The 24,509-nt window shown below is 69.4% G+C and carries 20 protein-coding genes; 11 read left to right on the top strand and 9 right to left on the bottom strand.

Annotated features, from left to right (window positions below; translation table 11 throughout):
* Positions 1 to 675: TauD/TfdA family dioxygenase (locus M1M07_RS23610; RefSeq protein ID WP_248675709.1), on the top strand; the 675-nt coding region annotated here is incomplete at its 5' end.
* Between the two features lie 9 nt (positions 676 to 684).
* On the opposite strand, the gene M1M07_RS23605 is transcribed toward M1M07_RS23610, so the two are convergent.
* The gene (locus M1M07_RS23605) at positions 685 to 1,833 is read right to left on the bottom strand and encodes a serine hydrolase (RefSeq protein WP_197252390.1); all 1,149 of its coding nucleotides are present in this window, start codon (positions 1,831 to 1,833) and stop codon (positions 685 to 687) included.
* A 141-nt stretch (positions 1,834 to 1,974) separates the two neighbouring features.
* Here M1M07_RS23605 and M1M07_RS23600 point away from each other — a divergent pair, with 141 nt between their 5' ends.
* Positions 1,975 to 2,886 (top strand): pseudouridine-5'-phosphate glycosidase, encoded by a 912-nt coding sequence (locus M1M07_RS23600; RefSeq protein WP_197252389.1) that lies wholly within the window; start codon positions 1,975 to 1,977, stop codon positions 2,884 to 2,886.
* A complete protein-coding gene (locus tag M1M07_RS23595) occupies positions 2,883 to 3,911 on the top strand; it encodes a DNA polymerase IV (RefSeq protein ID WP_248675708.1) in 1,029 nt (342 codons plus the stop codon). Before M1M07_RS23600 ends, M1M07_RS23595 begins: the two co-directional genes overlap by 4 nt.
* 4 nt (positions 3,912 to 3,915) lie before the next feature.
* Here M1M07_RS23595 and M1M07_RS23590 read toward each other — a convergent pair whose 3' ends face one another.
* Together M1M07_RS23590 and M1M07_RS23585 are read right to left on the bottom strand one after the other, a co-directional pair.
* The gene (locus M1M07_RS23590; RefSeq protein ID WP_197252388.1) at positions 3,916 to 4,341 is read right to left on the bottom strand and encodes a PPOX class F420-dependent oxidoreductase; all 426 of its coding nucleotides are present in this window, start codon (positions 4,339 to 4,341) and stop codon (positions 3,916 to 3,918) included.
* 48 nt (positions 4,342 to 4,389) lie between these two features.
* Positions 4,390 to 5,091, bottom strand: coding sequence for an alpha/beta fold hydrolase (locus M1M07_RS23585; protein WP_197252387.1), 702 nt, complete (start codon positions 5,089 to 5,091; stop codon positions 4,390 to 4,392).
* Positions 5,092 to 5,415: 324 nt separating this feature from the next.
* Here M1M07_RS23585 and M1M07_RS23580 point away from each other — a divergent pair, with 324 nt between their 5' ends.
* Positions 5,416 to 6,066 carry a hypothetical protein gene (locus M1M07_RS23580; RefSeq protein ID WP_248675707.1) on the top strand — a complete coding sequence of 217 codons (651 nt, stop codon included), beginning with the start codon at positions 5,416 to 5,418 and terminating at the stop codon, positions 6,064 to 6,066.
* A 9-nt stretch (positions 6,067 to 6,075) separates the two neighbouring features.
* On the opposite strand, the gene M1M07_RS23575 is transcribed toward M1M07_RS23580, so the two are convergent.
* Positions 6,076 to 6,735 (bottom strand): YoaK family protein, encoded by a 660-nt coding sequence (locus M1M07_RS23575; protein WP_197252385.1) that lies wholly within the window; start codon positions 6,733 to 6,735, stop codon positions 6,076 to 6,078.
* Positions 6,736 to 6,925: 190 nt separating this feature from the next.
* On the opposite strand from M1M07_RS23575, the gene M1M07_RS23570 reads away from it, so the two are divergent.
* Positions 6,926 to 7,420, top strand: a complete 495-nt coding sequence (locus M1M07_RS23570; protein WP_197252384.1) for a carbonic anhydrase — start codon at positions 6,926 to 6,928, stop codon at positions 7,418 to 7,420.
* A gap of 9 nt (positions 7,421 to 7,429) precedes the next feature.
* Complete coding sequence (locus M1M07_RS23565) at positions 7,430 to 8,116, top strand: alpha/beta fold hydrolase (RefSeq protein WP_248675706.1); 687 nt, start codon at positions 7,430 to 7,432, stop codon at positions 8,114 to 8,116.
* Between the two features lie 13 nt (positions 8,117 to 8,129).
* Here M1M07_RS23565 and M1M07_RS23560 read toward each other — a convergent pair whose 3' ends face one another.
* From M1M07_RS23560 to M1M07_RS23550, 3 genes are all read right to left on the bottom strand, one after another.
* Positions 8,130 to 10,193, bottom strand: a complete 2,064-nt coding sequence (locus tag M1M07_RS23560) for an elongation factor G-like protein EF-G2 (protein ID WP_248675705.1) — start codon at positions 10,191 to 10,193, stop codon at positions 8,130 to 8,132.
* A gap of 135 nt (positions 10,194 to 10,328) precedes the next feature.
* Positions 10,329 to 12,080 (bottom strand): sulfite reductase subunit alpha, encoded by a 1,752-nt coding sequence (locus M1M07_RS23555; RefSeq protein WP_248675704.1) that lies wholly within the window; start codon positions 12,078 to 12,080, stop codon positions 10,329 to 10,331.
* A complete protein-coding gene (locus M1M07_RS23550) occupies positions 12,077 to 17,587 on the bottom strand; it encodes a glutamate synthase-related protein (RefSeq protein ID WP_248675703.1) in 5,511 nt (1,836 codons plus the stop codon). The genes M1M07_RS23555 and M1M07_RS23550 overlap by 4 nt, the downstream gene beginning before the upstream one ends.
* 280 nt (positions 17,588 to 17,867) lie before the next feature.
* Here M1M07_RS23550 and M1M07_RS23545 point away from each other — a divergent pair, with 280 nt between their 5' ends.
* Positions 17,868 to 19,292, top strand: a complete 1,425-nt coding sequence (locus M1M07_RS23545; protein ID WP_248675702.1) for an aldehyde dehydrogenase family protein — start codon at positions 17,868 to 17,870, stop codon at positions 19,290 to 19,292.
* A gap of 183 nt (positions 19,293 to 19,475) precedes the next feature.
* On the top strand, positions 19,476 to 19,976 hold the full coding sequence (locus M1M07_RS23540; protein WP_248675701.1) for a hypothetical protein: 501 nt from the start codon (positions 19,476 to 19,478) through the stop codon (positions 19,974 to 19,976).
* Here the strand turns inward: M1M07_RS23540 and M1M07_RS23535 are convergent.
* Positions 19,957 to 20,523 (bottom strand): NADPH-dependent FMN reductase, encoded by a 567-nt coding sequence (locus M1M07_RS23535; protein WP_248675700.1) that lies wholly within the window; start codon positions 20,521 to 20,523, stop codon positions 19,957 to 19,959. The two genes, M1M07_RS23540 and M1M07_RS23535, sit on opposite strands and share 20 nt — an antisense overlap.
* 204 nt (positions 20,524 to 20,727) lie before the next feature.
* On the opposite strand from M1M07_RS23535, the gene M1M07_RS23530 reads away from it, so the two are divergent.
* Positions 20,728 to 21,525, top strand: coding sequence for an SDR family NAD(P)-dependent oxidoreductase (locus tag M1M07_RS23530; RefSeq protein ID WP_248675699.1), 798 nt, complete (start codon positions 20,728 to 20,730; stop codon positions 21,523 to 21,525).
* A gap of 80 nt (positions 21,526 to 21,605) precedes the next feature.
* Here M1M07_RS23530 and M1M07_RS23525 read toward each other — a convergent pair whose 3' ends face one another.
* Positions 21,606 to 21,926 (bottom strand): chorismate mutase, encoded by a 321-nt coding sequence (locus M1M07_RS23525; RefSeq protein WP_248675713.1) that lies wholly within the window; start codon positions 21,924 to 21,926, stop codon positions 21,606 to 21,608.
* 366 nt (positions 21,927 to 22,292) lie between these two features.
* Here M1M07_RS23525 and M1M07_RS23520 point away from each other — a divergent pair, with 366 nt between their 5' ends.
* Entirely contained in the window at positions 22,293 to 23,168 is an 876-nt protein-coding gene (locus M1M07_RS23520) for a hypothetical protein (protein WP_248675698.1), read from the top strand.
* Between the two features lie 129 nt (positions 23,169 to 23,297).
* Positions 23,298 to 24,482, top strand: coding sequence for a thiolase family protein (locus M1M07_RS23515; protein WP_248675697.1), 1,185 nt, complete (start codon positions 23,298 to 23,300; stop codon positions 24,480 to 24,482).
* Positions 24,483 to 24,509 lie beyond the last annotated feature (27 nt).

Below are 24,509 nucleotides of genomic sequence, written 5' to 3'. Positions count from 1 at the left end.
GACCCGAACTACCCGACGATCTACCCGATCTTCCGCGACCGCTTCAAGGCCCGGGTCGCGAGCACTTCCGGCTACGACCGGCCCGGCTGGCACGCCGATGTCACCGCCGCGGTGAATCCGCCGGCAGCGTCGATCCTGCGTGCGGAGGTGCTGCCCCCGTACGGTGGCGACACCCAGTGGTCCAACACCGTCGCCGCGTACGAAGGATTGTCGGCGCCGGTCAAGGCCCTCGCCGACGGCCTGCGCGCCGTGCACCGGTTCAGTCCCGGTGCGGGCACCACCCCCACCGAGGACTACCTGCGCAGGGTCGAGAAGCGGCCGCTGCTCACCGAACATCCGGTTGTGCGGGTGCACCCGGAGACGGGGGAGAAGGCGCTGTACGTCAATCCCGGTTTCACGTCCCACATCGTCGGGGTGTCGCCGCACGAGAGCCGCCGGTTGCTCGAGCTGTTCTACGACGAGCTGGCGCGTCCGGAGTACACGGTGCGGTTCCGGTGGGCGCCTGGCTCGATCGCGTTCTGGGACAACCGCTCCAGCGTGCACCTCGCGCCGCGTGATCTCACCACCGACGACGATCGCCGGCTGTACCGGATCACCCTCGTCGGTGACGTTCCGGTCGGACCGGACGGCCGGGAGTCGGTCGCGCTCGAAGGCGAGCCGTTCGAGGCGATCTGACCTCCGGGGTTACCGGAGATCCTCTTTCAGGGCGTTGACGACGACGGTGACGGGGGCGGTGCCGTCGGCGGCAGGAATGTCGCTGTTGACCGCGGCGACCAGGATCGTGCCGGACGCCGGCAGGTATCCGGCATAGGTGTTGTACCCGGGGAGTTCGCCGGTGTGCTCGAGCCAGCCGTTCTCGATGCCCCAGCCGAAGCCGTAGGCGCGTTCGGGGGTGGCCGGTGGCACGTCGTAGTTGAACGACTCGAGCCGGTACTGCTGGGTTTCGGGGTTGAGGATGCCCTCGCCGGTGCCGAGCGCCTTCGCCCAGCGCTGCAGGTCGTCGATGGAGGAGATCACGGCGCCGGCCGCCCATCCCCACGACGGGTTCCAGTTCGTGGCGTCGGCGGTCTCGCCCTCCGGCTGGCCCTGTTCGGTGATGCCGGCCAGGTGCGGGTCGGGGAACGCCGCGTCGGCGGGCAGGGACGTCTCGGACATGCCGAGGGGTGCGAACAGGTGCTCCTCGAAGTAGTCCGCGAGGCTCTGCCCGCTGACCTGTTCGACGACGAGACCGAGCGCGACGTAGTTCGAGTTGGAGTACTCGAACTGCTCGCCGGGCGCGAAGTTCGGCGGATCGCCGCGCACCACGTCGAGGAGTTGTTCCGGGGTCCACGGAGCGTCGGGGTTGGCGAACAGCTGTTGCTGGAACCCCTCGTCGAAGGTGTAGCTGGGGATTCCGCTGGTCATCGTGGCGACCTGCTCCAGCGTCGCGATGTCTCCGTTCGGAAGGCCCGGTACGTATTTGCCGATCGGGTCCGTGAGCTCGAGCCGTCCGTCCTCCCACAACTGCAGGATCGCGGTGGCGGTCATCGTCTTGGTGAGACTGCCGACGCGCGTGTGGTCCTCCGGTGTCGGCGGCTGCTGGGTGTCGACGCCGGCGACACCCGCGGTCCCGGTCCATTCCCCCTCGGGGCCGATCACCCGCGCGACGACGCCGGGGAATCCGATCTCCCCGTGCAGGCTGTCGAGGGTTTCCTGCAACCGGTCCGCCAGCGCGGACTCGGCGCTCTCCGGGGATTCCGTGCCCGTCGTGGGCGAGGTGGTCGTGTCGTCGCTGGTGCACGCGGAGGCCAGCGCGACGACGGTGGCGGCCAGGAAGATCGGGAGTCTGCGCATGGTGGGCTCCGATGGGACTGGATGGTCGCTTAGTCCGGTTCAGTATGCGGCGGGCTCGGCCGGACTGTCCGCGCGATCACCGAATCCGCCCGCGTCCCCGCGGCCCCGTCCTACCGTGTGGGACGACGGATCGGAGTATCGATGAACCCGCTCATCCACGTGTCACCGCAGGTGCGTGACGCCGTCGCCGACGGGCGACCGGTCGTCGCGCTGGAATCGACGATCTTCACGCACGGGCTGACCCCGCCTCGCAATCTCGAGGTCGCGTTCGAGGCCGAACGGAACCTGCGCGACGCCGGCGTGGTGCCGGCGACCGTCGGCGTGGTCGGTGGCATCCCCACGGTGGGGTTGTCGGACGAGCAGATCACCGCGCTCGGATCGGAGCCGGGCGTCGAGAAGCTCGGCGTCCGCGACCTTCCCGCCGCCGCGGCGAAAGGCATCTCGGGTGGCACGACCGTCGCCTCGACCGCGGTGCTCGCCCACCACGCGGGAGTGCGGGTCTTCGCGACCGGCGGCCTGGGCGGCGTCCACCGCGGCGCGGCGTCGACGTTCGACGAATCCGCCGACCTGACCACCCTGGCATCGGTACCGATCCTCGTCGTCAGCGCCGGAGTGAAATCGATCCTCGATATTCCGGCGTCCCTGGAACGCCTCGAAACCCTGAGCGTGCCCGTCGTCGGCTATCGGACGCGGCGGTTCCCCGGCTTCTACGTGCGCGACAGCGGTTGCGCGATCGACTATTCCGTGGAGTCGCCCGCCGAAGCCGCGGCGATCGTCGACGCCCGCGACCGTCTCGGCTCGAAAAGTGCTGTGCTGCTGGTCAATCCGGTGCCCGAACAGGACCAGCTCGATCCGGCGCTGCACGATCGGGTGCTGCGTGACGCCGAGCATGCCGCCGCGGCCGCCGGGGTCACGGGGAAGGCGACGACCCCGTTCCTGCTCGCCCACCTGCATCACGCCACCGGTGGCCGCAGCCTCGACGTGAACGTCGCGGTCTACCGCGCGAACGTCGCCCTCGCCGCGTCGGTGGCCGTCGAATTGGCATCCGGGTGACCGGGCACTGGGTGTTGCACGTCGACCTCGACCAGTTCATCGCCGCGGTCGAGGTACTGCGCAACCCCGACCTGGCGGGGCGGCCGGTGATCGTCGGCGGTCGCGGCGACCCGACCGAACGGGGTGTCGTGTCCACGGCGTCCTACGAGGCCCGCGAGCACGGCGTCGGGTCCGGGATGCCGCTGCGGACCGCGGCCCGCAAGGTCCCCGACGCGGTGTTCCTGCCCGTCGACGCGGACACCTACACCGAGGTGTCGAACGTCGTGATGGACACGTTGCGCGGGCTCGGCGTCGTCGTCGAGGTCCTCGGCTGGGACGAGGCGTTCCTCGGGGTGGACACCGACGATCCGGAGGCGGTCGCGCGGACCGTGCAGACCGCGGTGTTCGACGCGACGGGACTGCATTGTTCGGTGGGCATCGGCGACAACAAGCTGCGCGCCAAGATCGCCACCGGCTTCGGCAAGCCGCGCGGCATGTTCCGGCTCACCCGCGACAACTGGTTCGCGGTGATGGGCGACCGCGGCACCGACGCGTTGTGGGGTATCGGCTCGCGCACCGCGAAGAAACTCGACGCGCTCGGGATCCGCACCGTGCGGGATCTCGCGATGGCGTCGGAAGCGGACCTGGCGGCGCGGTTCGGACCGAAGACCGGGCCGTGGCTCGTCGGACTGGGACGTGGGGTCGGCGGCGCGACCGTGACGGCCGAGCCGTGGGTCGCGCGGTCGCACGGGCGGGAGGTGACGTTCCAGCACGACGTGAGCGACTGGGCGGAACTCGCCGAACATGCGCGCCGGCTCGCGGTCCGTGCCACCGAGGACATCCGCGCCGAGCAGCGACCGGGCGTGCGGGTGGAGGTCAAGCTCCGGTACGCGCCGTTCACCACCCACACCACCGGCCGGGCCCTGCCCGAACCGACGTTGGACTCGCAGGTCGTCTCGGACGCCGCGGTCGCGTTGCTGGACCGGTTCGATCACGACCGGAAAGTACGGCTGATCGGGGTGCGGGTCGTGATGGTCGAGCCGTGAGCGGTCAGCGGGACATGCCGTAGAACCGTTCGACGCGCACCCGCAGCAGCAGCCGCCGTTCGGTCACCATCGCCGCGCGGAACTCGTTCCAATCCGGATGCTCGCCCTGCAGTTGCCGATACTGCTCGACCAGCTGTTCGACGGTCTCATCGTGCGGAAGTGCCGCGACCGGGGACAACTCGGCGTAACCCTCCGCGACCGCGTACGACCAGCCGTCGGCGGAGTCGACGAACATGCTCACGCGCGGGTCGCGGCGCATGTTGCGGGTCTTGGCGCGGTCGTCGGTCACCGAGACGGAGAACGTGCGGGTGCGGGGGTCGTAGTGGTGCAGGATGTTCGACAGCTGCGGCCGTCCGTCCCGCTTGAGGGTGACGAGCGTCGCGACCTTGGTGGTGGTGAACAGCGCTTCGAGCGGATCGGTCGATGCCATGCGTCCAGCCTAGAGCCGTGGTGGGTCGAGTTCGGATGATTCTGTGTATCAGACGGTTTCGAGTGACGAGCCGATGATCTCGGCGAGTTCGCGTGGCGCGTCGTTGTGCACGGTGTGACCGGCGTGCGGCACCGCGAGGATTCGCGCGGCCGGATTGCGCCGCCGGACCTCGTCGGCATCGGAATCGGACACGAAATCCGATGCGCCACCACGGATCAGCGTCAGCGGAACCCCGATGCCCGCTAGATCGTCCCACAGCGCCGACAGATCCTGGCCGTCGTCGAGCACCGCCGAGGGCGTCACGTCGAGAACGATCGCGCGGCGCACCAGTTCCGGAACGATCGCGGCGAGACGGATCGTCGTGAGACCGCCGAGGGAAGCGCCCACCACGGCTTCGGCTTCGGGTGCCCAGCGGCGGACGGCGTGTGCCACCGCGTCGGCCGCGTTCCAGGGGGAGTGGTCGGGGTGGTCGAGCGGCGTCGAATGTCCGTGCCCGGGCAGGTCGACGGCGAGCGCGGGCAGTCCCAGCGCGAGATTGAGTGCATCCCAGGTGTGGGCGTCCTGACCGCTGTCGTGCAGGAACACGATACGAGGCGGTTCGGTGGCCCAGAGCAGCGAGCTCACGTGCACGCCCTCGCGGATGTCGGTGCCGACACGCTGCACCACCGGTGGAGCATCGAGTGTCAGCCCGAGTTCGGCGGCGTTCCGGGGGAGCTGTGCGAATTCGTCGTCCTGGAAATGCGAGACCATGGGGTCCTTTCCGCGCTCGAAGCCGGTGCGCAAGGTTGACGGCAGGAACACATCCTATTTTCTCGGCGCCGTTCCGGCCGGATAGTTGTGCCCGAGCACAGACGGACGGGTGCTCGGCTGCCGGTCGCTGCCGGGGTCTCCAATCCGGTTGCGTATCGGCCCGGAACGACGGTGGACGTCCCGAAAATTCGGTACACCGACCGTCGACTCGGACCCTGCACGGCGGGTCCGGTCCTCGGATGACGGCGAAACGCCCGTGCGCATCGAGGGCCGAACCTTAAGATCGAGAGGTCCGACTGCACGCGAACTCGTCGAGGTATCGCCATGGCCGACGACATCGAGAACGCCCGACGCTCGTCCCCGCAGCAAGGTCGGTTCCCACCGGTCGTGGAGGGACTGCTCGACAGTCCGCTCGCCGGTCTCGCCCCATGGATCGTGCTCGCCGTCTTCGAGGGACCGGGCAGTATCGCGTGGGTCGCGGCCGTGGCACTGGGCCTGTCGGTCCTGTTCCTCGTCCTGGACCTGATCCGTGGCCGGTCGCTGAAACTGCTCGGTGTGGTGGACGTCGTGTTCTTCGCGGCGTTGCTGATCACCCACTTCTCGCTGAGCGTGGACAACCAGATGTGGCTCGAGACGTGGATCGGTGAGATCGCGAACATCACGCTGGTGCTCATCGCGGTCGGATCGATGCTGGCGCGGAGGCCGTTCACGATCCAGTACGCGCGGGAGGAGGTCGATCCGCAGTACTGGGATTCGCCGGTGTTCCTGCGCACCAACTACGTCATCACCGGGGCGTGGGCTCTCGCCTTCCTCGTCGCGGCGGCTGCGGGGTGGTACGGCGACGCGGTGCTCCACGACGACGACAACATCTGGACGGGATGGGTGATCCAGGTCGCGGCGATGGTCGCCGCGATCAAGTTCTCCGCCTGGTATCCCGACCGGGTCGGCGAGCGGATGGGCGACGCAACGGAATGACGGCCGCCGTCAGTCCTGTTCGTCGAGGTGGAACAACACGAGGGTGACGGTCAGGATCAGGGCGGGGACCCACGCTGCCTGCCCGCCGATCCACTGGGACACGAGTGCACCGAACACCGCGCCGCCCGCGAACGACGCGCAGATCGCGCCGTAGACGGCGGTGTGGCGGCGGGCCACCTCGTCGTGGTCGACGAACCCGCGGAACCAGGCCTCGGTGAGCCGCATCAGATTTCCGGTCGTGGCGATGGACATGTAGGTCAGCTCGCCGATCATGCGATACAGACCCATCTGCAGTGCCGCGACGAACGCGATGGGGACGGTGACCGCCGCGGCGTGGACGCTGTCCGGCAGGAACCCCACGATCACGAGGATGATCACCTGCAGGCCCGTCGCCCAGCGCAGCGGGCGGGTGAGGCGGCGTTCGATGCGGCCGGTCTTGACGAGCATCGCGACCGCGATGCCGACGAGGAACGCGAGGATCGGATACAGGTGCGCGAGCGCGTCGCGCCATTGTGCCTCGGCGAAATCGATGCCCATCAGGATCACGTTGGCGGTCTGCGTGTTCGCGAAGACACCGTCGCGGGTGATGAACGTGTATGCGTCGAGGTAGCCGCCGACCATCGTGAGAATGACGGCGAACCGAAGGGAAGTCGAGGTCTGCGTCGCCATGAACCGGGTTCCTCCGCCCGAGGTGCTTCGACCACCATAGGGCCACCGGCGGGGAGCTTGCACAGTTTTCGGCGCCCGTCCAGAGTACGGAGCGCGCAGATCCGAATCCTGTTGCATGAACAGCCGGGCGGAGGACCATGGACCACGGTGTCCGCGCTTGCGGACGCCGGGTCGACGAGAGGCACAGCCCATGACTGTCACCGACGAATACCTCGAGAACAACAGGAAGTACGCCGAGTCCTTCACCGGCCCGCTTCCGCTGCCTCCCAGCAAGCACGTCGCGGTCGTGGCGTGCATGGACGCGCGGCTGGACGTCTACCGGGCCCTGGGAATCGGCGAAGGCGAATCCCACGTGATCCGCAACGCCGGTGGTGTCGTGACCGACGACGAGATCCGGTCCCTCGCCATCAGCCAGCGACTGCTCGGTACCCGGGAGATCATCCTCATCCACCACACCGACTGCGGCATGCTCACATTCACCGACGACGAGTTCAAGCGGTCGATCCAGGACGAGATCGGCATCAAACCGTCCTGGTCGCCCGAGTCCTTCCCGGACGTCGAGGAGGACGTGCGGCAGTCGCTGCGCCGCATCGAGGACAGCCCGTTCATCACCCAGACCGAATCGTTGCGCGGCTTCGTCTTCGACGTTGCCACGGGTCGGCTGAGCGAGGTGAAGCCCGACTGAGGGGACGCGATGACGACCTTCGTGCTGCTGCCGGGTGCCGGATCGGACTCGTGGTACTGGCATCGGGTGGTGCCGCTGCTGCAGGAACTGGGGCACACCGCGATTCCCGTCGACCTGCCGTACTCCGACGACGCCGCCGGACAGTACGAGTACGCGGACGTGGTGGTCGCGGCGGCCCGGGACGCGCAGCCGCCGCTGGTTCTGGTCGGCCAGTCCATGTCCGCGTTCACCGCGGCGATCGCGGCGGAGCGGTTGGTCGTCGACCGGCTGATCCTCGTCGCGCCGATGATCCCGGCTCCCGGCGAGTCACCCGGCGGATGGTGGAGCGCAGTCGGTCAGGAGCAGGCCAAACGCGCACAGGACATCGCGGACGGGCGTGACCCCGACCTTCCCTTCGATCCGCGCGAACTGTTCTTCCACGACGTGCCCGCCGAGATCGTCGCGGAAGCGTTCACGCACGAAGCGCCCGTGCTCTCGGATTCGGCGTTCGAACCGGCGTGGCGCGCCGACCGATGGCCGGATGTGCCGGTGCGGGTGGTCGCCGGCCGTCACGACCGGTTGTTTCCGCTCGATCTCATCCGGCGGATCGCCCGCGAGCGGGTCGGCGTGGAACCGGACGTCCTCGACAGCGGTCACCTGGTGGCGCTGGTGTGTCCGCGCGAACTCACCGATCTGCTGGTCGCGTCGGTGCCGTGACTCTTGCGTGGCCTCAGTGTCCGTTGCCGTTGCCGGCGCTCGTGTGCTGCGCGGCGAGGGATTCGGGCATCGGTTCGTGGCGCAGGTAGCCGCGCGCGAACTCGGCGGTGCCCTGCGTCAGGGCGCGCAGGTCGACGGGATAGCGCGTCAGTTCCAGTTCGGGAACCTCGGCGCGCAGCAGGGTCGTGCCCGGACCCGCGTTCTCGGTGCCCAGAACCCGGCCGCGCCGGGCCGAGAGGTCGCCGAGGACCGCGCCGAGATAGTCGTCGGGGACCACGACCTTGACCGCGTCCACGGGTTCGAGCACCCGCACCGTCGTGTGGGTGGAGGCGTCGCGCAACGCGAGTCCCGCGGCGGCCTGGAACGCCGCATCCGACGAGTCGACCGAGTGGGCCTTGCCGTCGACGAGCGTGACCTTGACGTCGACGAGCGGATGACCGGTCGCGACACCCTTGGCGGTGGCGCTGCGCACGCCCTTCTCGACGGACGGGATGAACTGGCGGGGCACGGCGCCGCCGACGACGTGCTCCTCGAACTGGACACCGCTGCCGACCGGTAGCGGCTCGACCTCGATGTCGCACACCGCGTACTGGCCGTGCCCGCCGGACTGTTTCACCAGCCGGCCGTGCCCCTTCGCGGGACCGGCGAACGTCTCGCGCAACGCGACCCGGTAGTCGACGATGTCGACGTTCACCCCGTGCCGGTTGCGGAGCCGGTCGAGGACGACTTCGGCGTGGGCCTCGCCCGTGCACCACAACACCAATTGGTGTGTGTCGGGATTGTTTTCGAGGCGCACCGCCGGATCCTCGGCGGTCAGCCGGGACAGGGCCTGGGCGAGCTTGTCGTCGTCGCTTCGGGTGTGGCCCTCGACGGCGACCGGCAGCAGCGCCTCCGGCAGCGGCCACGGATCGAGGACGACGGGATGGTCCGGGTCGCAGAGGGTGTCGGCGGGTACGGCGTTGCCGAGTTTGCCGATGCACACCAGGTCCCCGGCGACCGCCTCCGGCACCGGCCGCTGTTGCTTGCCGAACGGGCTGGTCAGCGTCGGGATCCGTTCGGTGGTCTCCTCGGTGTGGCCGGGCCCGCTCAACCGAACGAACGTGTCGGGGCGCAGCCTGCCGGAATAGACGCGCACGAGGCTGATCCGCCCCACGTACGCGTCGCCGGTGACGCGTACGACCTGCGCGGCCAGCGGGGCGTCCGGATCGGCGAACGGGGCGCCGGGCCGACGGTGCGTCGGGTCGGGGAACACCGCCGCGATCAGGTCGAGGAGCTCGGCGGCACCCACCCCGTAGTCGGTGGCGGCGGATGCGGGATGCAGTGTGCACGAGATCATTTCGCGTCGGATGCCGTCGGCGAGGGAATCGGTGTCGAGGGTTTCACCCGCCAGGTAGCGCTCCATGAGGGTGTCGTCCTGCCCCGAGATCGCCTCGACCAGACTCTCCCGGATCTGCCCCAGATCCGGGGTCTGGCCGGGGTCACCGTAGGTGCGGCCGAGCAGCACGTCCACCGACCCGCACGGCCGGGAGCCGTCGTACGCCGGTACGAACACCGGGCGCAGGGTGTCGGGTCCGAGACCGAACGCGTCGTGGCATTCGGTGAGCATCTCCTCGTAGCCGCTGCGCGCGATATCGAGTTTGGTGACGACGATGCCGCGGGGGAGTCCGGCCTCGGCGCATTCCCGCCACAGCGCGCGGGTCGCGGCGCTGATCGGGTCGGTCGCGGAGACGACGAACACCGCCGAATCCGCGGCGCGCAGGCCCGCGCGGACCTCGGCGTCGAAGTCCGGGTGGCCCGGCGTGTCGATCAGGTTGATCTTGGTGCCGTTCCATTCCAGCGGGATCACGGCGAGCTGCACCGATCGCCGGTGCTGCTGTTCGATCGGTTCGAAGTCCGAGATGGTGGTGCCGTCCACGGTGCGGCCCGCACGCCCGATGGCGCCGGCGGCGAGCGCGAGCGATTCGGCGAGGGTGGTCTTGCCGACCCCACTGCATCCGATCAGAACGACGTTGCGCAGTTGGTCCGGGCGTTCGACGACAGGCGCCCGTTCGGTTCGCGCCGAGGTTCGGTCGGGCATCGGAGTCTCCTCCCGTGGCATCCGTGCCACCGCTCGACACGGCCTCCGACCAGGGTAACCGTGCGGCTGTGCCGCCCGTGTGCCTTTGTGGCGGTTGGGGTCGCCACAAAGGCACACGGGCGGCGGAGCCGCACCTCAGTACACGTCGCGCACGTACCGCTTCTCGCGCTTGAGGTCGGTCACGTACTCGGCGGCGTCTTCCTCCGACAGACCGCCGTGCTCGGCGACGATCTCGTGCAGCGCCCGGTCGACGTCCTTCGCCATCCGGGAGGCATCGCCGCAGATGTAGAAGTGGCCGCCGTCCTCGAGCCACGCGAACAGCTCGGCGCCGTGCTCCTTCATGCGGGTCTGCACGTAGATCTTCTCGGCCTGGTCGCGGGAGAACGCCAGATCCAGGCGGGTCAGGACACCGGACTCGACGAACTCGGTCAGCTCGTCCTCGTACACGTAGTCGCACGCGCGTTTCTGGTCGCCGAAGAACAGCCAGTTCCGTCCGGTCGCACCCCGCGCGCGGCGTTCCTGCAGGAAGCCACGGAAGGGCGCGATCCCGGTGCCGGGACCGACCATGATCATCGGGGCGGTGTCGTCGGCGGGGACCCGGAACGCCTTGTTCTTCGTGACGAAGACCGCGGCGATGCCGTTCTCGCCGACCCGGTCGGCCAGGAACGTCGAGCACACGCCGCGACGTTCGCGGCCGTCGGTGCCGTAGCGCACCGCCGCGACCGTCAGGTGCACGCTCTGCTCCGTCGCGTTCGGGCTCGACGAGATCGAGTACGCGCGGTGCTGCAGCGGCTTGAGCAGCGACAGGAACTCCTCGGCGGTCAGCTCGGGAGTCGGTTCCAGGCGCAGCACGTCGAGGATGTCGCGGCCCCACAGCCAGTCGTCGAGCGCGGCCTTGTCGCCGTGCCGCAGCACGTACGTCAGTTCCTCGTTGTGCGTGCGCTTCTCGACCTCCTCGAGCAGGTCGATGTTCGGCGCGGTGATCTCGTAGTTGTGGGTGAGCAGCTCGGTCAGGGTCTGCTCGTGCCCGGCGGGGACGACCGTGCCGTCCAGGCCGAGGGTGTCGAGCAGCGCCTGCACGAGGTCGGGATCGTTGACGGGCACCACGTTCAGGGCGTCGCCCGCCTCGTACTCGAGGCCCGAGCCGGTGAGGTCGAACTCGTAGTGGCGGATCTCCTTGCCGGACCCCTCACCCGACAGCAGCCGGTTGACCGTCACGGTCGCGGGGAACGGATTCTTGCGGTTCCACTGCGACTTCGCGCGGGCCGGAGCCGGGGCCGCGACGGCCGCGGTGCCGTCGCCGTGGATGCCCTCGACGGCCGCGACGAGCGGCAGGGTCTCGGCGATCCAGGCGGCGGCGACGTCCTCGTAGTCGACGTCGCAGTCCACGCGCGGCACGATGCGCTGCGCCCCGAGCTGCTCGAGCCGCATGTCGATGAGCTTGCCGGCCTGGCAGAACCCGTCGTAGCCGGTGTCGCCGAGCGCGAGCACCGCGAAGTCCATGCCCTCGAGCCGCGGCGCGGACTCGGCCGACAGGGCCTCCCAGAACAGTTCGGCGTTGTCGGGCATCTCGCCCTCGCCGTAGGTGGACGTCACGATCAGCACGCGACCGAACGTCGCGAACCGGTCGAGGTCGACGTCGTCGAGCGCGCACACCGTCGGCGCGAATCCGTGGCTGCGGGCCGCGGCCGCGGTGTCCTCGGCGACGGATTCGGCGTTGCCGGTCTGCGATCCGTACAGGATGTGCAGCGCGGGCGCCGAGCCCGCCGCGGTGGCGGTGTCGGGGCCGGTGGCGAGCAGACGGGTCTGCATGCCGGCGAGGAAGCCGGCGAGCCAGGACCGCTGGTCCGTGGTGAACGGGGCGTCGGTGGGGATGAACGGGGTCATGCGGAAGCCACCTCCGTGGAAAGCGCGGGCGACTGGGTCAGCAGATCCGGCACCGCGTGACGCGCGAACAGTTCCTCGTAACCGGGCAGCCGGCCGATGGAGTCGTGGTTCTTCCTGTCCTGCAGGAGAATCCACCCGTAGGTGCCGGGGGTGTACACGGACCGGACGTTGCGCAACGCCAGCGACCGCTTGTAGTCGCCGAGGCGCTTGTCGGCGACGAGCACCGCGAGCTCCTCGTCGGTGCGCTCCGAGATCGCCTCGAGCGCGTACCGCTGCAGCTTCTTGACGAGGAAGAAGTCCTCGGTCAGCAGCAGGTTGCGCACCGCCTTCTGCACGGCCGGATCGGCGGCGTCGGTGGCGCCGGGGATGCGCTGCATCGCCATCGACTGGGCGGCGGCGAGCACCGTGTAGTTGTTGAGCAGCGCGAACATCGCCTCGCTGTCCGTGCCGTCCGGGGTGACGCCCCCGGCCACCGGCGTGCCCTGCTGGTAGTCGGTCTTGAACTTGCGGACCTGGTGCTCGACGAGGGCCGCGGCGACCTCCTCGGCGAGTTCCTTGCGGGACTTCGCGGCGAGGATCTGCTCCGAGTCCTGGTACTGCAGCAGCGCCCGCGGCATGCCGTACACGAAGTGCGCCTGCTCGGTCTGCCAGTTGTCCAGCAGGAAGCGGGCTTTGACGGACCCGGTGGTCTCGACGTGCCGGTGCAGCAGTTCGAGCACGGCCGCGTTGTGGACCGCCGCCTGCGGATCGTCGCCGGTGACGGAACCGAGGACGATCGAGTCGGCGCTGGCCTTGCCGGGCAGCAGGCCCTCGGGGTCGTACTGGTAGACGAACCCGCCGGACATGCCGTTGCCCAGGCCCTTGCCGAATCCGCCGAGGTTGAGCACGACACCGTTGGTCATGTACTCGCACGCGAATTCGCCGACCCCCTCGACGACCGCGGCGGCACCGGAGTTGCGGACGGCGAACCGGTCGCCGGCCTGCCCTTGGACGAACAACCGGCCGCCGGTGGCACCGAACAACGCGAAGTTGCCGATGAGCACGTTGCCGCCGTGATCGGCGGAACCGCCGCCGGGGGAGAGCACGACGATCTCGCCGCCGCACTGGCCCTTGCCGACGCCGTCGTTCGCGGTTCCGGTGTGCGCCAGCACCATTCCGTCGTTGCAGAACGCGCCGAACGACAGGCCGGCCGAGCCGGTGGTGGTGACGGTGACGGCGCCGTCGCGCAGCCAGCGGCGGCCGCGCTCGTCGCGCAGGGCCGCGGGGATCTCGCCGAGCTGCTCGTGGCCCAGCATCCGCTCGATGTCGATGGCGAGCTGCGCCCCGACGCTCTTGTTGCGGTTGGTCAGCGCGACACCGTCACCGAGCGCGACCGCGGTCTCGCCGGCGTCGACCAGCGCCGCCCGCAGCTCGGCGATCCAGCGGTCGTCGAGTTCGTAGTCCTTCTCCAGGTACACGGGGTTCTCGACCGAGACCTCCGGCACGACGGTCAGCATGGCCCGCAGGTCCAGCTTGCCGACGGACGACGGGTGGTCGAGCAGGTGCAGCAGATCCGAGCGGCCGCGGGCATCGCGCAGCGACCGCAGACCCAGCCGGGCCAGCACTTCGCGGGTCTCGTGCGCGACGTTGAGCAGGTACTGCGCCATCGCGCGTGGATCACCGTCGAACACCTCGGGATTGGTGGTCAGACCGGCCGGGCACTTGACGTTGCAGTTCTTGGCCATGACGCACTTGAGCATCATCAGCGCGGTGGTGCCGAACTCGAAGCTGTCGGCGCCGAGCAGCGCGGAGGTGATCACGTCGGACGCGGTCTGGTGGGCACCGGAGCAGCGCAGCACCACCTTGTCGCGCAGGCCGTTCGCGCACAGCGCCTGGTGCACCTCGGCGATGCCGATCTCGGCGGAGCGGCCCGCGTACTTGAGCGAGGTGACGGACGCGGCGCCGGTGCCGCCGGTGTTGCCGGCGACGTTGATGACGTCCGCGCCGGCCTTCGCGACACCGACGGCGATGGTGCCGATGCCCTCGGAGGACACCAGCTTGACGATGACCCGGACCCGGGCGGCCTTGCAGTCGTGGATGAGCTGCGCGAGGTCCTCGATCGAGTAGGTGTCGTGGTGCGGCGGCGGCGACACCAGTTCGACGCCGGGCGTGGCACCGCGCGCGGCGGCGATCTCCACGGTCACCTTCGCGGCCGGCAGTTGCCCGCCTTCGCCGGGCTTGGCGCCCTGCGCGATCTTGATCTCGATCTCCTCGAGCATCGGGTCGGCGAGGTAACCGGCCCAGACCCCGAAGCGGCCCGACGCGAACTGCTTGATCCGCGAACCGCGGATCGTGCCGTAACGGGAGATGTGCTCGCCGCCCTCACCGCAGTTCGACATGCCGCCGACCATGTTGGTGCCGTGCGCGACAGCCTCGTGGGCGTTGGAATTCAGGGCGCCGTGGCTCATCGCGCCGGACGCGAGGGTGCGGGTGATCTCGTGGGCGGGCTGCACCCGGTCCAGCGGCACGCTGTCCGGGGCCTTGCGGACCAGCGCGAGGTAGTCGCGGGCCTGCCCGGTGGCCTGCACGGTGACGGTGTCGCCGTAGCAGCGGTAGCCGAGGATCTCGTCGCCGAACCGGGTGACGAGGGACTGGGCGAGCGCCTCGAGCCGGTCGGCCTCGTCGGCGCGCGGACCGGTCAGGCGCAGCACGAACTCCTCGTCGCCGACCCGGGCCGCGGAGATGCCGCGCACCAGCATCGAGTTGTTGCCGTAGCGGGCGAAGCGGCCCATCTCGCGGCGGAACTCGTCGGCGGTGGTGGCGTAGGTGACGTCGGCGGGCGTCGCGAGGACGTCGCGCAGCGCGGCGGGACGCTGGGCCCGCTCGTCGGCCATGGTCCGCGCGAACGCGCGGTAGCCGGGAGTGATCTCGAACCGGTCGATCTCGTCGGCGGTCAGCGCCCGGAAACCGCCGTAGCGGTAGGCGTCGTCGTCGAGGCCGTGGGCGTCGCCGAGGCGGTGCAGCGGCAGCAGCCGCAGCGCGTCGGTCAGGTCGGGTTCGCCGTCCCGCTCGCTGCCGGGCAGCGTGATGGGCTCCTCGGTCATGTCGACGAAGCCGCGCACCGCGGTGGTGCCGTACGAGTGCCCGGCGCCTTCGGCGCGCTCCTTGAACAGGCCCAGCAGCGGCACGTCCTTCTCGGCCGCGACCGTCAGGGCACGCTGGTGCCAGTCGGCGACCGCCTGCGCGATCGTCGCGAATCCGACGCCACCGACCGGGGTCCGCACGTTCGGGAACCAGCGGCGCAGCACCGCGTCGTCGGTGTCGAGGTAGCTGGGTTCGAAGAACTCGCCGCCGATGTACGACTCGACGGTGCACAGGCCGACGCGGCCCATCGTCTTCATCAGCGACTTCTCGGCGGCCTTGCGGAACTTCAGGAAGGCGGCGTCGGCGTCGTCGCCGTACTTTTCCTCCGCGCGCATCTGCACCGTCAGTGGGTACACGGCGGCGGCGCCGAACCCGAGGGTCGCGGCGATGTGGTGCGAGGAGAACAGCTGGCCGGACTCGACGATCACCGAGACCCGCAGCCGCAGGCCCTCGTCGATGAGCCGCTGGTTCACGGCGGAGGTGGTCAGGATCATCGGCAGCGCGGCACGATCGGTCGCGACGTGCCGGTCGGTGAGCACCGCGATGCCACCGGATTCGCGGGCGAACGCGGCGATCTCGTCGGCGAGGGCCTCGACGGCCGCCTCGAGCGCGGCGGCGTTCGCGGCCGGATCGTCGAACACCGGCGTGAACAGCATCTGGAAGCGGCGCACCGGGGTGTCGGCCTGCTCGCGGATGCGGAGCATGTCCAGGTGGGTGAGGATCGGCGACGGCACCACGATCTGCCGGGCCTCCGCGGCACCGGAACCGGGGCGGGCACCGAGCGCGACCCGCAGCGTCATGCCGTCGGCCTCGCGGATCGAGTCCAGCGACGGGTTGGTGACCTGCGCGAACCGCTGCGAGAAGTACTTGGCGACGCCGCCCTCCTGATCGGACAGGGCGTTGATGGCGTTGCCGTACCCCATCGCGGAGATCTTCTCGGTTCCCGACGCGAGCATCGGGTCGAGCATGAACCTGAACGATTCCTGGTTCAGCGAGTACGACACGTACCGCTGGTAGCGGTCGAGGTCGCCGTTGTAGCGCAGCGGCGAGCCCGCCTTCTCGGCGGGGATCTCGGGCAGCGACGCGAGCTCGGCGCGGGCGTCGGCCACCAGCGCCGGGTAGTCGCGGCGCGCGGCGAGCAGTTCGAGGGCCTCGACGGTGCCGAACGAGCGACCCTGCTCGTGGTCGAAGTACAACATGCCGCCGGCCTCGATGCGGCCGCGGCGCAGCACGGTCTCGGGTGCGAACCCGAACTGGCCGGCCTCGGAGGTCACGCCCAGGTAGTCGGCGGTCTCGACGGTGCGCAGCGGACGCAGGCCGAGGCGGTCCAGGCGGGCGCCGACGACGCTGCCGTTGCCGAAGATCAGCGCGGCGGGACCGTCGTTCTTCTCCTCGTACAGCGAGAAGAACTCGAGCATCGCGCGCACCTGCGGCGACAGGGTGGTGTCGTTCTCCCATGCCGGCGGCATCATCTGCACGACCGCGGTCACCAGATCGAGATCGTCGTACACCAGCCGCGACGCGAGGGTCTGGTCGAAGCGGCAGCTGTCGGACTGTCCGGGCGGTCGGATGATGTTGCGGCCCAAGGCGCGAGCGAGCGCGCCCTCGAACAGGCGGTTCTTGCGGTCGGTGTTCAGCTCGCCGTTGTGGGCCATGAGCCGGAACGGCTGTGCCATCGTCGGGTGCGGGTCGGTGTTGGTGGAGAACCGGGTGTGGAAGAAGAGGGTGTGCACCGCGTGCGCCGGATCGGTGAGATCGGCGAAGTAGGGGATGACCTCGTGAGAGTTCAAGCGTCCCTTGAGGACCTGGGTGCGTGCGCTGAGCGAGAGCGGGTACAGCCCGGCCAGCGCCGGATCGGTGTACGCCTGCGCCTCGACCGAGAGCAGCGCCTCGTGCAGGATTCGGTCGAATTCCTTTGCGCTGTCCACGGATTCGGGGCGCGCGAAGATCCACTGCCGGATCGGCAGCTGGTAGGCGACGGCGGCCGGCCGCAGCACGCCGTCGTCGACCGGGACGTCGCGCACGGCGAGGACCTCGATGTCCTGCGCAGCGAGGGCCGCGCCGATCAGTTCCTCCGCCGCGGGGCGGGCGGCGGGATCGGTGGGGAGGAAGAAGTCGCCGACACCGAATTCGCCTGCGCGAAGGTTCTTTCCGGTGAGCTGCGAGAAGAACGCGACCGACAGGTCGACGTTGACGCCGGCGCCGTCGCCGACGCCCTCGGCGGACATGCCGCCGCGGTGCGGGACCACGCAGAGGGCTTCGTGGCCGAGGGTGAGGACCTCGTGCGTCTGCACGCCGTCCTTGCGGGTGATGAATCCGACGCCGCAGCTGCTCTTGTCGAGAGTGCTGTCGTACAGGCCGGTTCCGTCGGCATGCGTAAGCAACGGACGTCCTCCTCGGGTGGATCGTGTCGGCGGCCACGGAGGGGTGCGCCCGGGAATCCGGACTTCCGATGGTGGATGCCGACGTCTGAAATGAGGCAGACGTCGTTGTCTGGCAACCCGCGTGTAGCACGTTGGAAACCCGCGAGTGCCTGGCCAGCGTACCGCACCGCGTGCCCTGCGTGGACGCCACGTTCGTCACACCGGCCGAGTGAGCGCTCGGCTAAGCTGCAGGTCGGAGTGTTCCACGCCACATCAGGACGTGCTGCAGAGAGGGAATCGCATGACCGACGTACTCGACCGCACCAAGATCTACATCGACGGGGCCTGGCTGGACTCGGACGGCACCGGCCGCATCGAGGTGATCGACCCCGCGAGCGAGGAAGTCATCGCCGTCGTCGCCGAGGGCACCGCCTCCGACGTCGACCGCGCCACCGCCGCGGCGCGCGCCGCGTTCCCCGCCTGGTCGGCGCTGTCCGGCGCCGAACGCAGCGCCTACCTCGGCAAGGTCGCCGCCCTCGCCGCCGACCGCGCCGGGGAACTGACCGAACTCGTCTCCCGCGACATGGGCATGCCGCTCAAGCTCGCGGCGGCCGTCCAGATCGGGATGCCGCTGAGCAACATCGCCGCCTACGCCACGCTCGCCGGTGAATACGACTTCGACGACCGGGAGATCGGGAACGCCCTCGTCGTGCGCGAGCCCGTCGGTGTCGTCGGCGCCATCACCCCGTGGAACTACCCGCTGCACCAGGTCGTGCTCAAGGTGTTCGCCGCGCTCGCCGCCGGCTGCACCGTCGTCCTCAAGCCCACCGAGGTCGCGCCGCTCGTCACGTACGCGCTCGTCGACATCTGCGACGAGGCCGGCCTGCCGCCGGGCGTGTTCAACCTCGTCAGCGGATACGGGCCGGTCGTCGGCGAAGCCATCGCCGCACACCCGGACATCGACATGGTCTCGTTCACCGGCTCCACCCGCGCCGGAAAGCGCGTCGCCGCGGTCGCCGCCGACACGGTCAAGAAGGTCGCGCTCGAACTCGGCGGCAAGTCCGCGAACATCATCCTCGACGACGCCGATCTCGCCACCGCCGTCACCGAGGGCGTCTCCAAGTGCTTCCTCAACTCCGGGCAGACCTGCACCGCGCTGACCCGCATGCTCGTGCCCGCCGACCGCCTCGACGAGGCCACCGAGCTCGCCGCGAAGGTCGCACAGGCCTACACCGTCGGGCACCCCTCGGATCCGGGGTCCAAGCTCGGCCCGCTGGTCAACGCCACCCAGCTCGCGCGGGTCCGGTCCTACATCGACAAGGGCGTGGAGGAAGGCGCCGACCTGGTCCTCGACGGTCGCGAGACCGGCCTGACCACCGGGTACTTCGTCGGCCCGACCGTGTTCGGCAAGGTCACCGAGGACATGACCATCGCCCGCGAGGAGATCTTCGGGCCGGTCCTGTCGATTATCGGCTACCGCGACGAGGACGACGCCGTGCGCATCGCCAACAAGAGCGAATACGGGCTGTCCGGCGGCGTCTGGTCCGCAGATCCCGCCCGTGCCGAACGAGTGGCCCGCCGGATGCGCACCGGCCAGGTGTATGTCAACGGCGGCGCGTTCAACACCGAAGCGCCGTTCGGCGGCTACAAGCAGTCCGGACTCGGTCGTGAAGCGGGCGTCTTCGGGCTCGAGGAGTTCCTCGAGATCAAGTCGATCCTGCGCTGATCCTGCGCTGGTACGCACAGCTCACCCGGCCCGACGGTCCGTGTACGGAAATATCTGTGCACCGACCGTCGGGTCGGGTTTTCTCGCGTAGTGCCCGTTCGCGACACGCGTAGGCGACTACGCGTGACATTCCTCACTCGCGGGACGATGGTCGTAGTAGAGACGCGAGGAAGAAGTAGAGCCATGTACCAGCCGGCGGCAGAAACGACCATTGCGAGCAGCAGCGGTGAACGCGGCCGAGGCAACGGCACCCTCGAGGGCCTGACCCTGACCGTGGACCGGGAGCGGATCGCCGGGTTGCGCGAAGTCCTCGAAAGCAAACTTCCCGACCTGGCGCCGTGCGCGCGGCTCCTCGCGGGGGATGCGGCACCGGAGATCCTCGACCGGGCGGTCGCGCGGGCCGTCGCGACCTGGCGCGGGCCCGTCGGACCGGAACTGTGCGCGTACGTGCTGAGCTGGTTCGTCTATCTGCAGCGTCCGCGCAAGGCCCCTCGGGTCGCCGGCGAGAGCCCGCGCGGTGACGTGCTGTTCGCGACGCTGCCGCCGGCCGAGCAGCTGGCGATCGTGCTGGCCGCCTACGAGGAGCTACCCGCCGATCGGATCGCCGCGGTCGTCGGCCGCGTCCTGGCGGAGTTCGAACTCGAGAAGGTCGCGCCGCTCGACCCTAGCGCGGGAGCACGGTGAGGACCCGCACGATGTGGTCCCGGAACTCGGACATGTAGTTGCGCAGGAACGTCTCCGTCGATTCGTTGCTGATGCTGCCGTCGTCGCCGAACACCTCGGGTGTGTAGTGGATGTACGCCTCGGGGGCGGTCATCAGCCGGGCGTTGCAGAACGCCATCACCCCGCGCAGGCTCTGCTGGCCGACCGCGGTACCGATGGCGCCTATGGACGCGCCGATCAGTGCGGTCGGCACATGATCGAAGGAATTCTGGCCCCACGGCCGCGACGCCCAGTCGATCGCGTTCTTCAGCGCGCCCGGAATGGACCGGTTGTACTCGGGAGAGACGAACAGCACCGCGTCGACCCCCGCGATCGCTTCCTTCAGTGCCGTGCCCTCCGGCGGAAAGTCGGCGTCGTAGTCCGGGCTGTAGAGGGGCAGGTCCTTGATGGGGATCTCGACGAACTCGAGATCGTCCGGTGCCAACCGGATCAGGGCCTTCGACAGCGTCCGGTTGATGGACCGCGACGAGAGACTTCCGACGAAATAGCCGACGGTGTAGGTGGTCATGGGGAAGCGTCCTTCCAGGCTCGGGCAACCCGACGGGGAACTCCGCCCGAGTATCCGCCGATCGTGGTGCCGCCACGGCCCTTTCGGCCGATTCCGGCCGGTCGGCCCACCCGACTTTCGGTCACCGTGACGGCAAACGGTGGCGGTGACCCGGCGGCGGGCTAGCGTCGAGAGGGAACCAACCGGCATTTCGTGAGGAGCACCATGGATCTCGGCCTCGAAGGCAAGCGCGCGATCGTCACCGGAGGCAGCCGCGGTATCGGCTACGCGATCGCCCGAGCACTGGCGACCGAAGGGGCCGACGTCGTGATCGCCGCGCGCACCGCCCACGACCTCGAAATCGCCGCGAAGGCACTCGCCGACGAAACCGGGCGGCGGGTCGTCGGGGTGCCCACCGACACGGGCGACCAGGACTCGGTGGACGCTCTCGTGGCGCGCACCGTCGAGGAGTTCGGCGGCGTGGACATCCTGGTCAACTCGGCCGCCACCCCGTGGAGTGCCAACGCCCCGACCGATTTTGCCGCGACCACCGACGATGTGGTTCGCCGCGAGGTCGAGATCAAGGTACTCGGCTACCTGCGGACCGCGCGGGCCGTCGCGCCGCACCTGATCGACCAGGGCTGGGGCCGCATCATCAACATCAGCGGCCTCGGGGCACGGGCGGCCAACTCGATCGCGCAGACCGTCCGGAACGTCAGCGTCGCCGCGCTGACGAAGAACCTGGCGGACGAACTCGGACCGCACGGCATCAACGTGACGGTCGTGCATCCGGGCCGGACCCGGACCGAGCGGCTCGTCGCACAGGTCACCGCACGATCCCAGGAGACCGGGATTCCGGTCGAGGAACTCGAACGTGAACTCGCCCAGAACTCGCTGCACCGGCTGATCGACGCGAGCGAGGTCGCCGATGTGGTTGCGTTCCTGGCCTCCCCGCGCAGCGTCGGCATCACCGGCGACGCCGTCGCCGTCGGCGGCGGCGTACCCGGAGCGGTCTACTACTGATCCGACCGCGCTCGGACACGAGAACGGCGAAGCCCCCGCACCGAATCGGTGCGGGGGCTTCGTTCGCCCGTGGGCTGAGGTCAGGAAGCCAGGCGCGTACGGCCGAGACGCAGCAGCGTCAGCGCGAGGGTGTTGCCGTCCTTGCCGAGCTCGGTGAAGCGGTCCAGGACCTGCATCTCGTGGTTCTGGGCCTCACGCGAATGGCCGGTGGCCTTCGCCGCAACCCCGATCAACTGAGACAGCTCGCAGCGCCGCTTGATCACCTCGAGAATCTGGGCATCGAGTTGCTGGATCTCGTCGAACAGATGAGCCAGTTCGACATCGGCCGAAACGAGCTCGACCTCGGTCGAAGCGGCCTGCTCGGCGGTTTCGATGCCAGGCGAATCAAGCTGGACAGTCATGCAGATTCCTCCGGTCTCGTCTGAATCGTCACAGATTGTGTCGTGTCGATCGCCGAAGGTGTTACTCATCCGTACACAAAATTCTGCGTGTTGGTACGACGCCATCCGATTCCCCCCGGTGAAACTTGGTCTGAGCAGCATGAATACGGCAACTGACTCTCGAGTATGGTGATGATCACACTGGTGCTCGAGATGTTTGTGTGCATTATCCAGGTCAGTGGGACTACTTTGGCGGTTTCTCGACCAAATGTCCAGTTCCAAGCGTGTCTACCCGTCTCGAACGCCGCTCTGCGGTAGCGTTCGCGCCCAAACCGGCACCGGCCGGGGGCGGCGGGGTCCCCTGGCGCTTCCGGAAGGGGAATCGCAGTGGGACCGGCGTTCACAGGGCGCGACGACGAACCGGAATCCGCGCCGTACGCCCCACCTCTGGAGCGACCCCCGGAATGGCCCGCCGACTCGTTCAACCGCCGGGTCGCCCTCGCGATCGGGTTCGCAGCCGTCTTCTTCGTCCTGGCGCTGTGGCGCGCCGGCACCGCGGCCGCCGAGTCGGGTGCGGTGACGCGGTTCTTCCTCGTCCTCGCGGCCCTCATGGGACTGACCGCCCTGTTCGGCTACACCTACTGGCGACCGCAGCGCGGAGCACCCGGTGTGCGGTTCGTGCCGGCCGGCGTCGCCGGGACCACCGAGGTGCGCTCGCGACGATCGGTGTTCGGGTTGCTCGTCGCGATGGTGGGATGTGCCGCCGCGCTCGCCGTCGGCGCCGCCGTCGAAATCTTCGTGTTCAGCAGCGGATTCCCGTGGGTGAGTCCCGTGCTCGCGCTGCTGGGCGTTCCGTGCGTGGCGTTCGTCGTCGAGGTCCTGCTCGGCCACATCCGCTCCGGTTCCCTGCTTCTGGGACCGGACGGGGTCCGGCAACGCGGCTGGACCGTGGAGTCCTATCTGCCGTGGGTGTCGGTGGCCGGGGTGCGCGCCGACCATCACGGCTACCCGGAATCGTGGGTGCTCGGCACCCCCACCGCGGCGTGGGCCAGGCGCCGCACCAGCCGCATCTTCCGCCTGGACCGGATGCCCGGGGAACCGATGATCGAAGTGGACTCGCGGCGGTTCGACATCGACCCCGTCCTGCTCCACCGGGTGCTCGAGTTCTATGCCCGCTTCCCCGAGATGCGGCGCGAGCTGGGCTCGCCACGGGCGGTGGAACGGATCCTGCGGCAGGACCTGAACGATCCTCACCAGCACTGATCGGTTCGTCGAGTGAATACGAACGGGGAGGGGGTATTCCGATCGCCGTCGCGCGGGTAACTTGGATTACATGCGGTACTGGCACTGGGTGCCAGACGTAGCGAACGCTTCGAGCAGATGGGACAGGAAATGACCACACCGGAACCGATCGTCGTCGTCGAAGGGGCACGGACCCCGGTCGGCAGCTTCGGTGGCGTCTTCAAGGACGTACCGGCGCACGAACTCGGCGCCACCGCCGTCAAGGCCGCCCTCGAACGGGCGGGTGTGGCAGCCGAGGACATCGACGAGGTCGTCATGGGCTGCATCGGCCAGGTCGGCCCCGATGCCTACAACGCCCGCCGCGTGTCCCTCGCGGCCGGCATCCCGCAGTCGGTCCCCGCCTACACCGTCAACCGCCTGTGCGGCTCCGGCCTGCAGGCCATCTGGTCGGCCGCGATGCAGATGCGCTGGGGCGGCGTCGACCTCGCGGTCGCCGGCGGTGACGAGAACATGTCGCGCATGCCGTTCTACGACTACTCCGCGCGGGCCGGCTACAAGCTGGGCAACCACACCCTCGTCGACGGCACCGTCGGCATGCTCACCGACCCCTTCCACAACATCCACATGGGTGTGACCGCCGAGAACGTCGCACGCAAGTACGGCATCACCCGGGAGCAGCAGGACGAGTTCGCCGTCGAATCGCAGCGTCGCGCCGCCGACGCCGCCGCCCAGAAGGCGTTCGCCGAGGAGATCACCCCGGTCGAGATCGGCGGCCGCAAGCCCGTCACCGTCACCACCGACGAACACCCCAAGCCCGAGACCACCATGGAGACGCTCGCCAAGCTGCGCGCGGCCTTCGAGAAGGACGGCACCGTCACCGCCGGCAATGCGTCGGGCATCAACGACGGTGCCGGCGCGGTCGTGCTGGCCCGGCAGTCGGTGGCCGAGGAGAAGGGCCTGCGGGGCCTGGTCACCCTCGAGTCCGTCGCGACCGCCGCGATGGAACCGGAACTGATGGGCTACGCCCCGGTGCTGGCGCTGAAGAAGCTGTTCGAGCAGACCGGCACCACGCCGTCCGACATCGACACGATCGAGCTGAACGAGGCGTTCGCGTCGCAGGCGGTCGCCGTGATCCGCGACGCCGGACTCGATCCCGAGAAGACGAACCCGTACGGCGGTGCGATCGCGCTCGGCCACCCGGTCGGCGCGACCGGTGGCATCCTCACCGTCCGTGTCGCCAAGGATCTGGTGCGCCGCGACCTCGAGCTCGGCATCGTCACGATGTGCATCGGTGGCGGCCAGGCGCTGGCGGCGCTGTTCCGTCGCATCGGCTGACGAACGGGTGCGGTGGGAGCGCCGGTG

The sequence above is a fragment of the Rhodococcus sp. HM1 genome (genome assembly GCF_023218075.1).
Classification (GTDB): Bacteria; Actinomycetota; Actinomycetes; order Mycobacteriales; family Mycobacteriaceae; genus Rhodococcus.
This window is presented reverse-complemented; position numbering and strand designations above follow the sequence as displayed.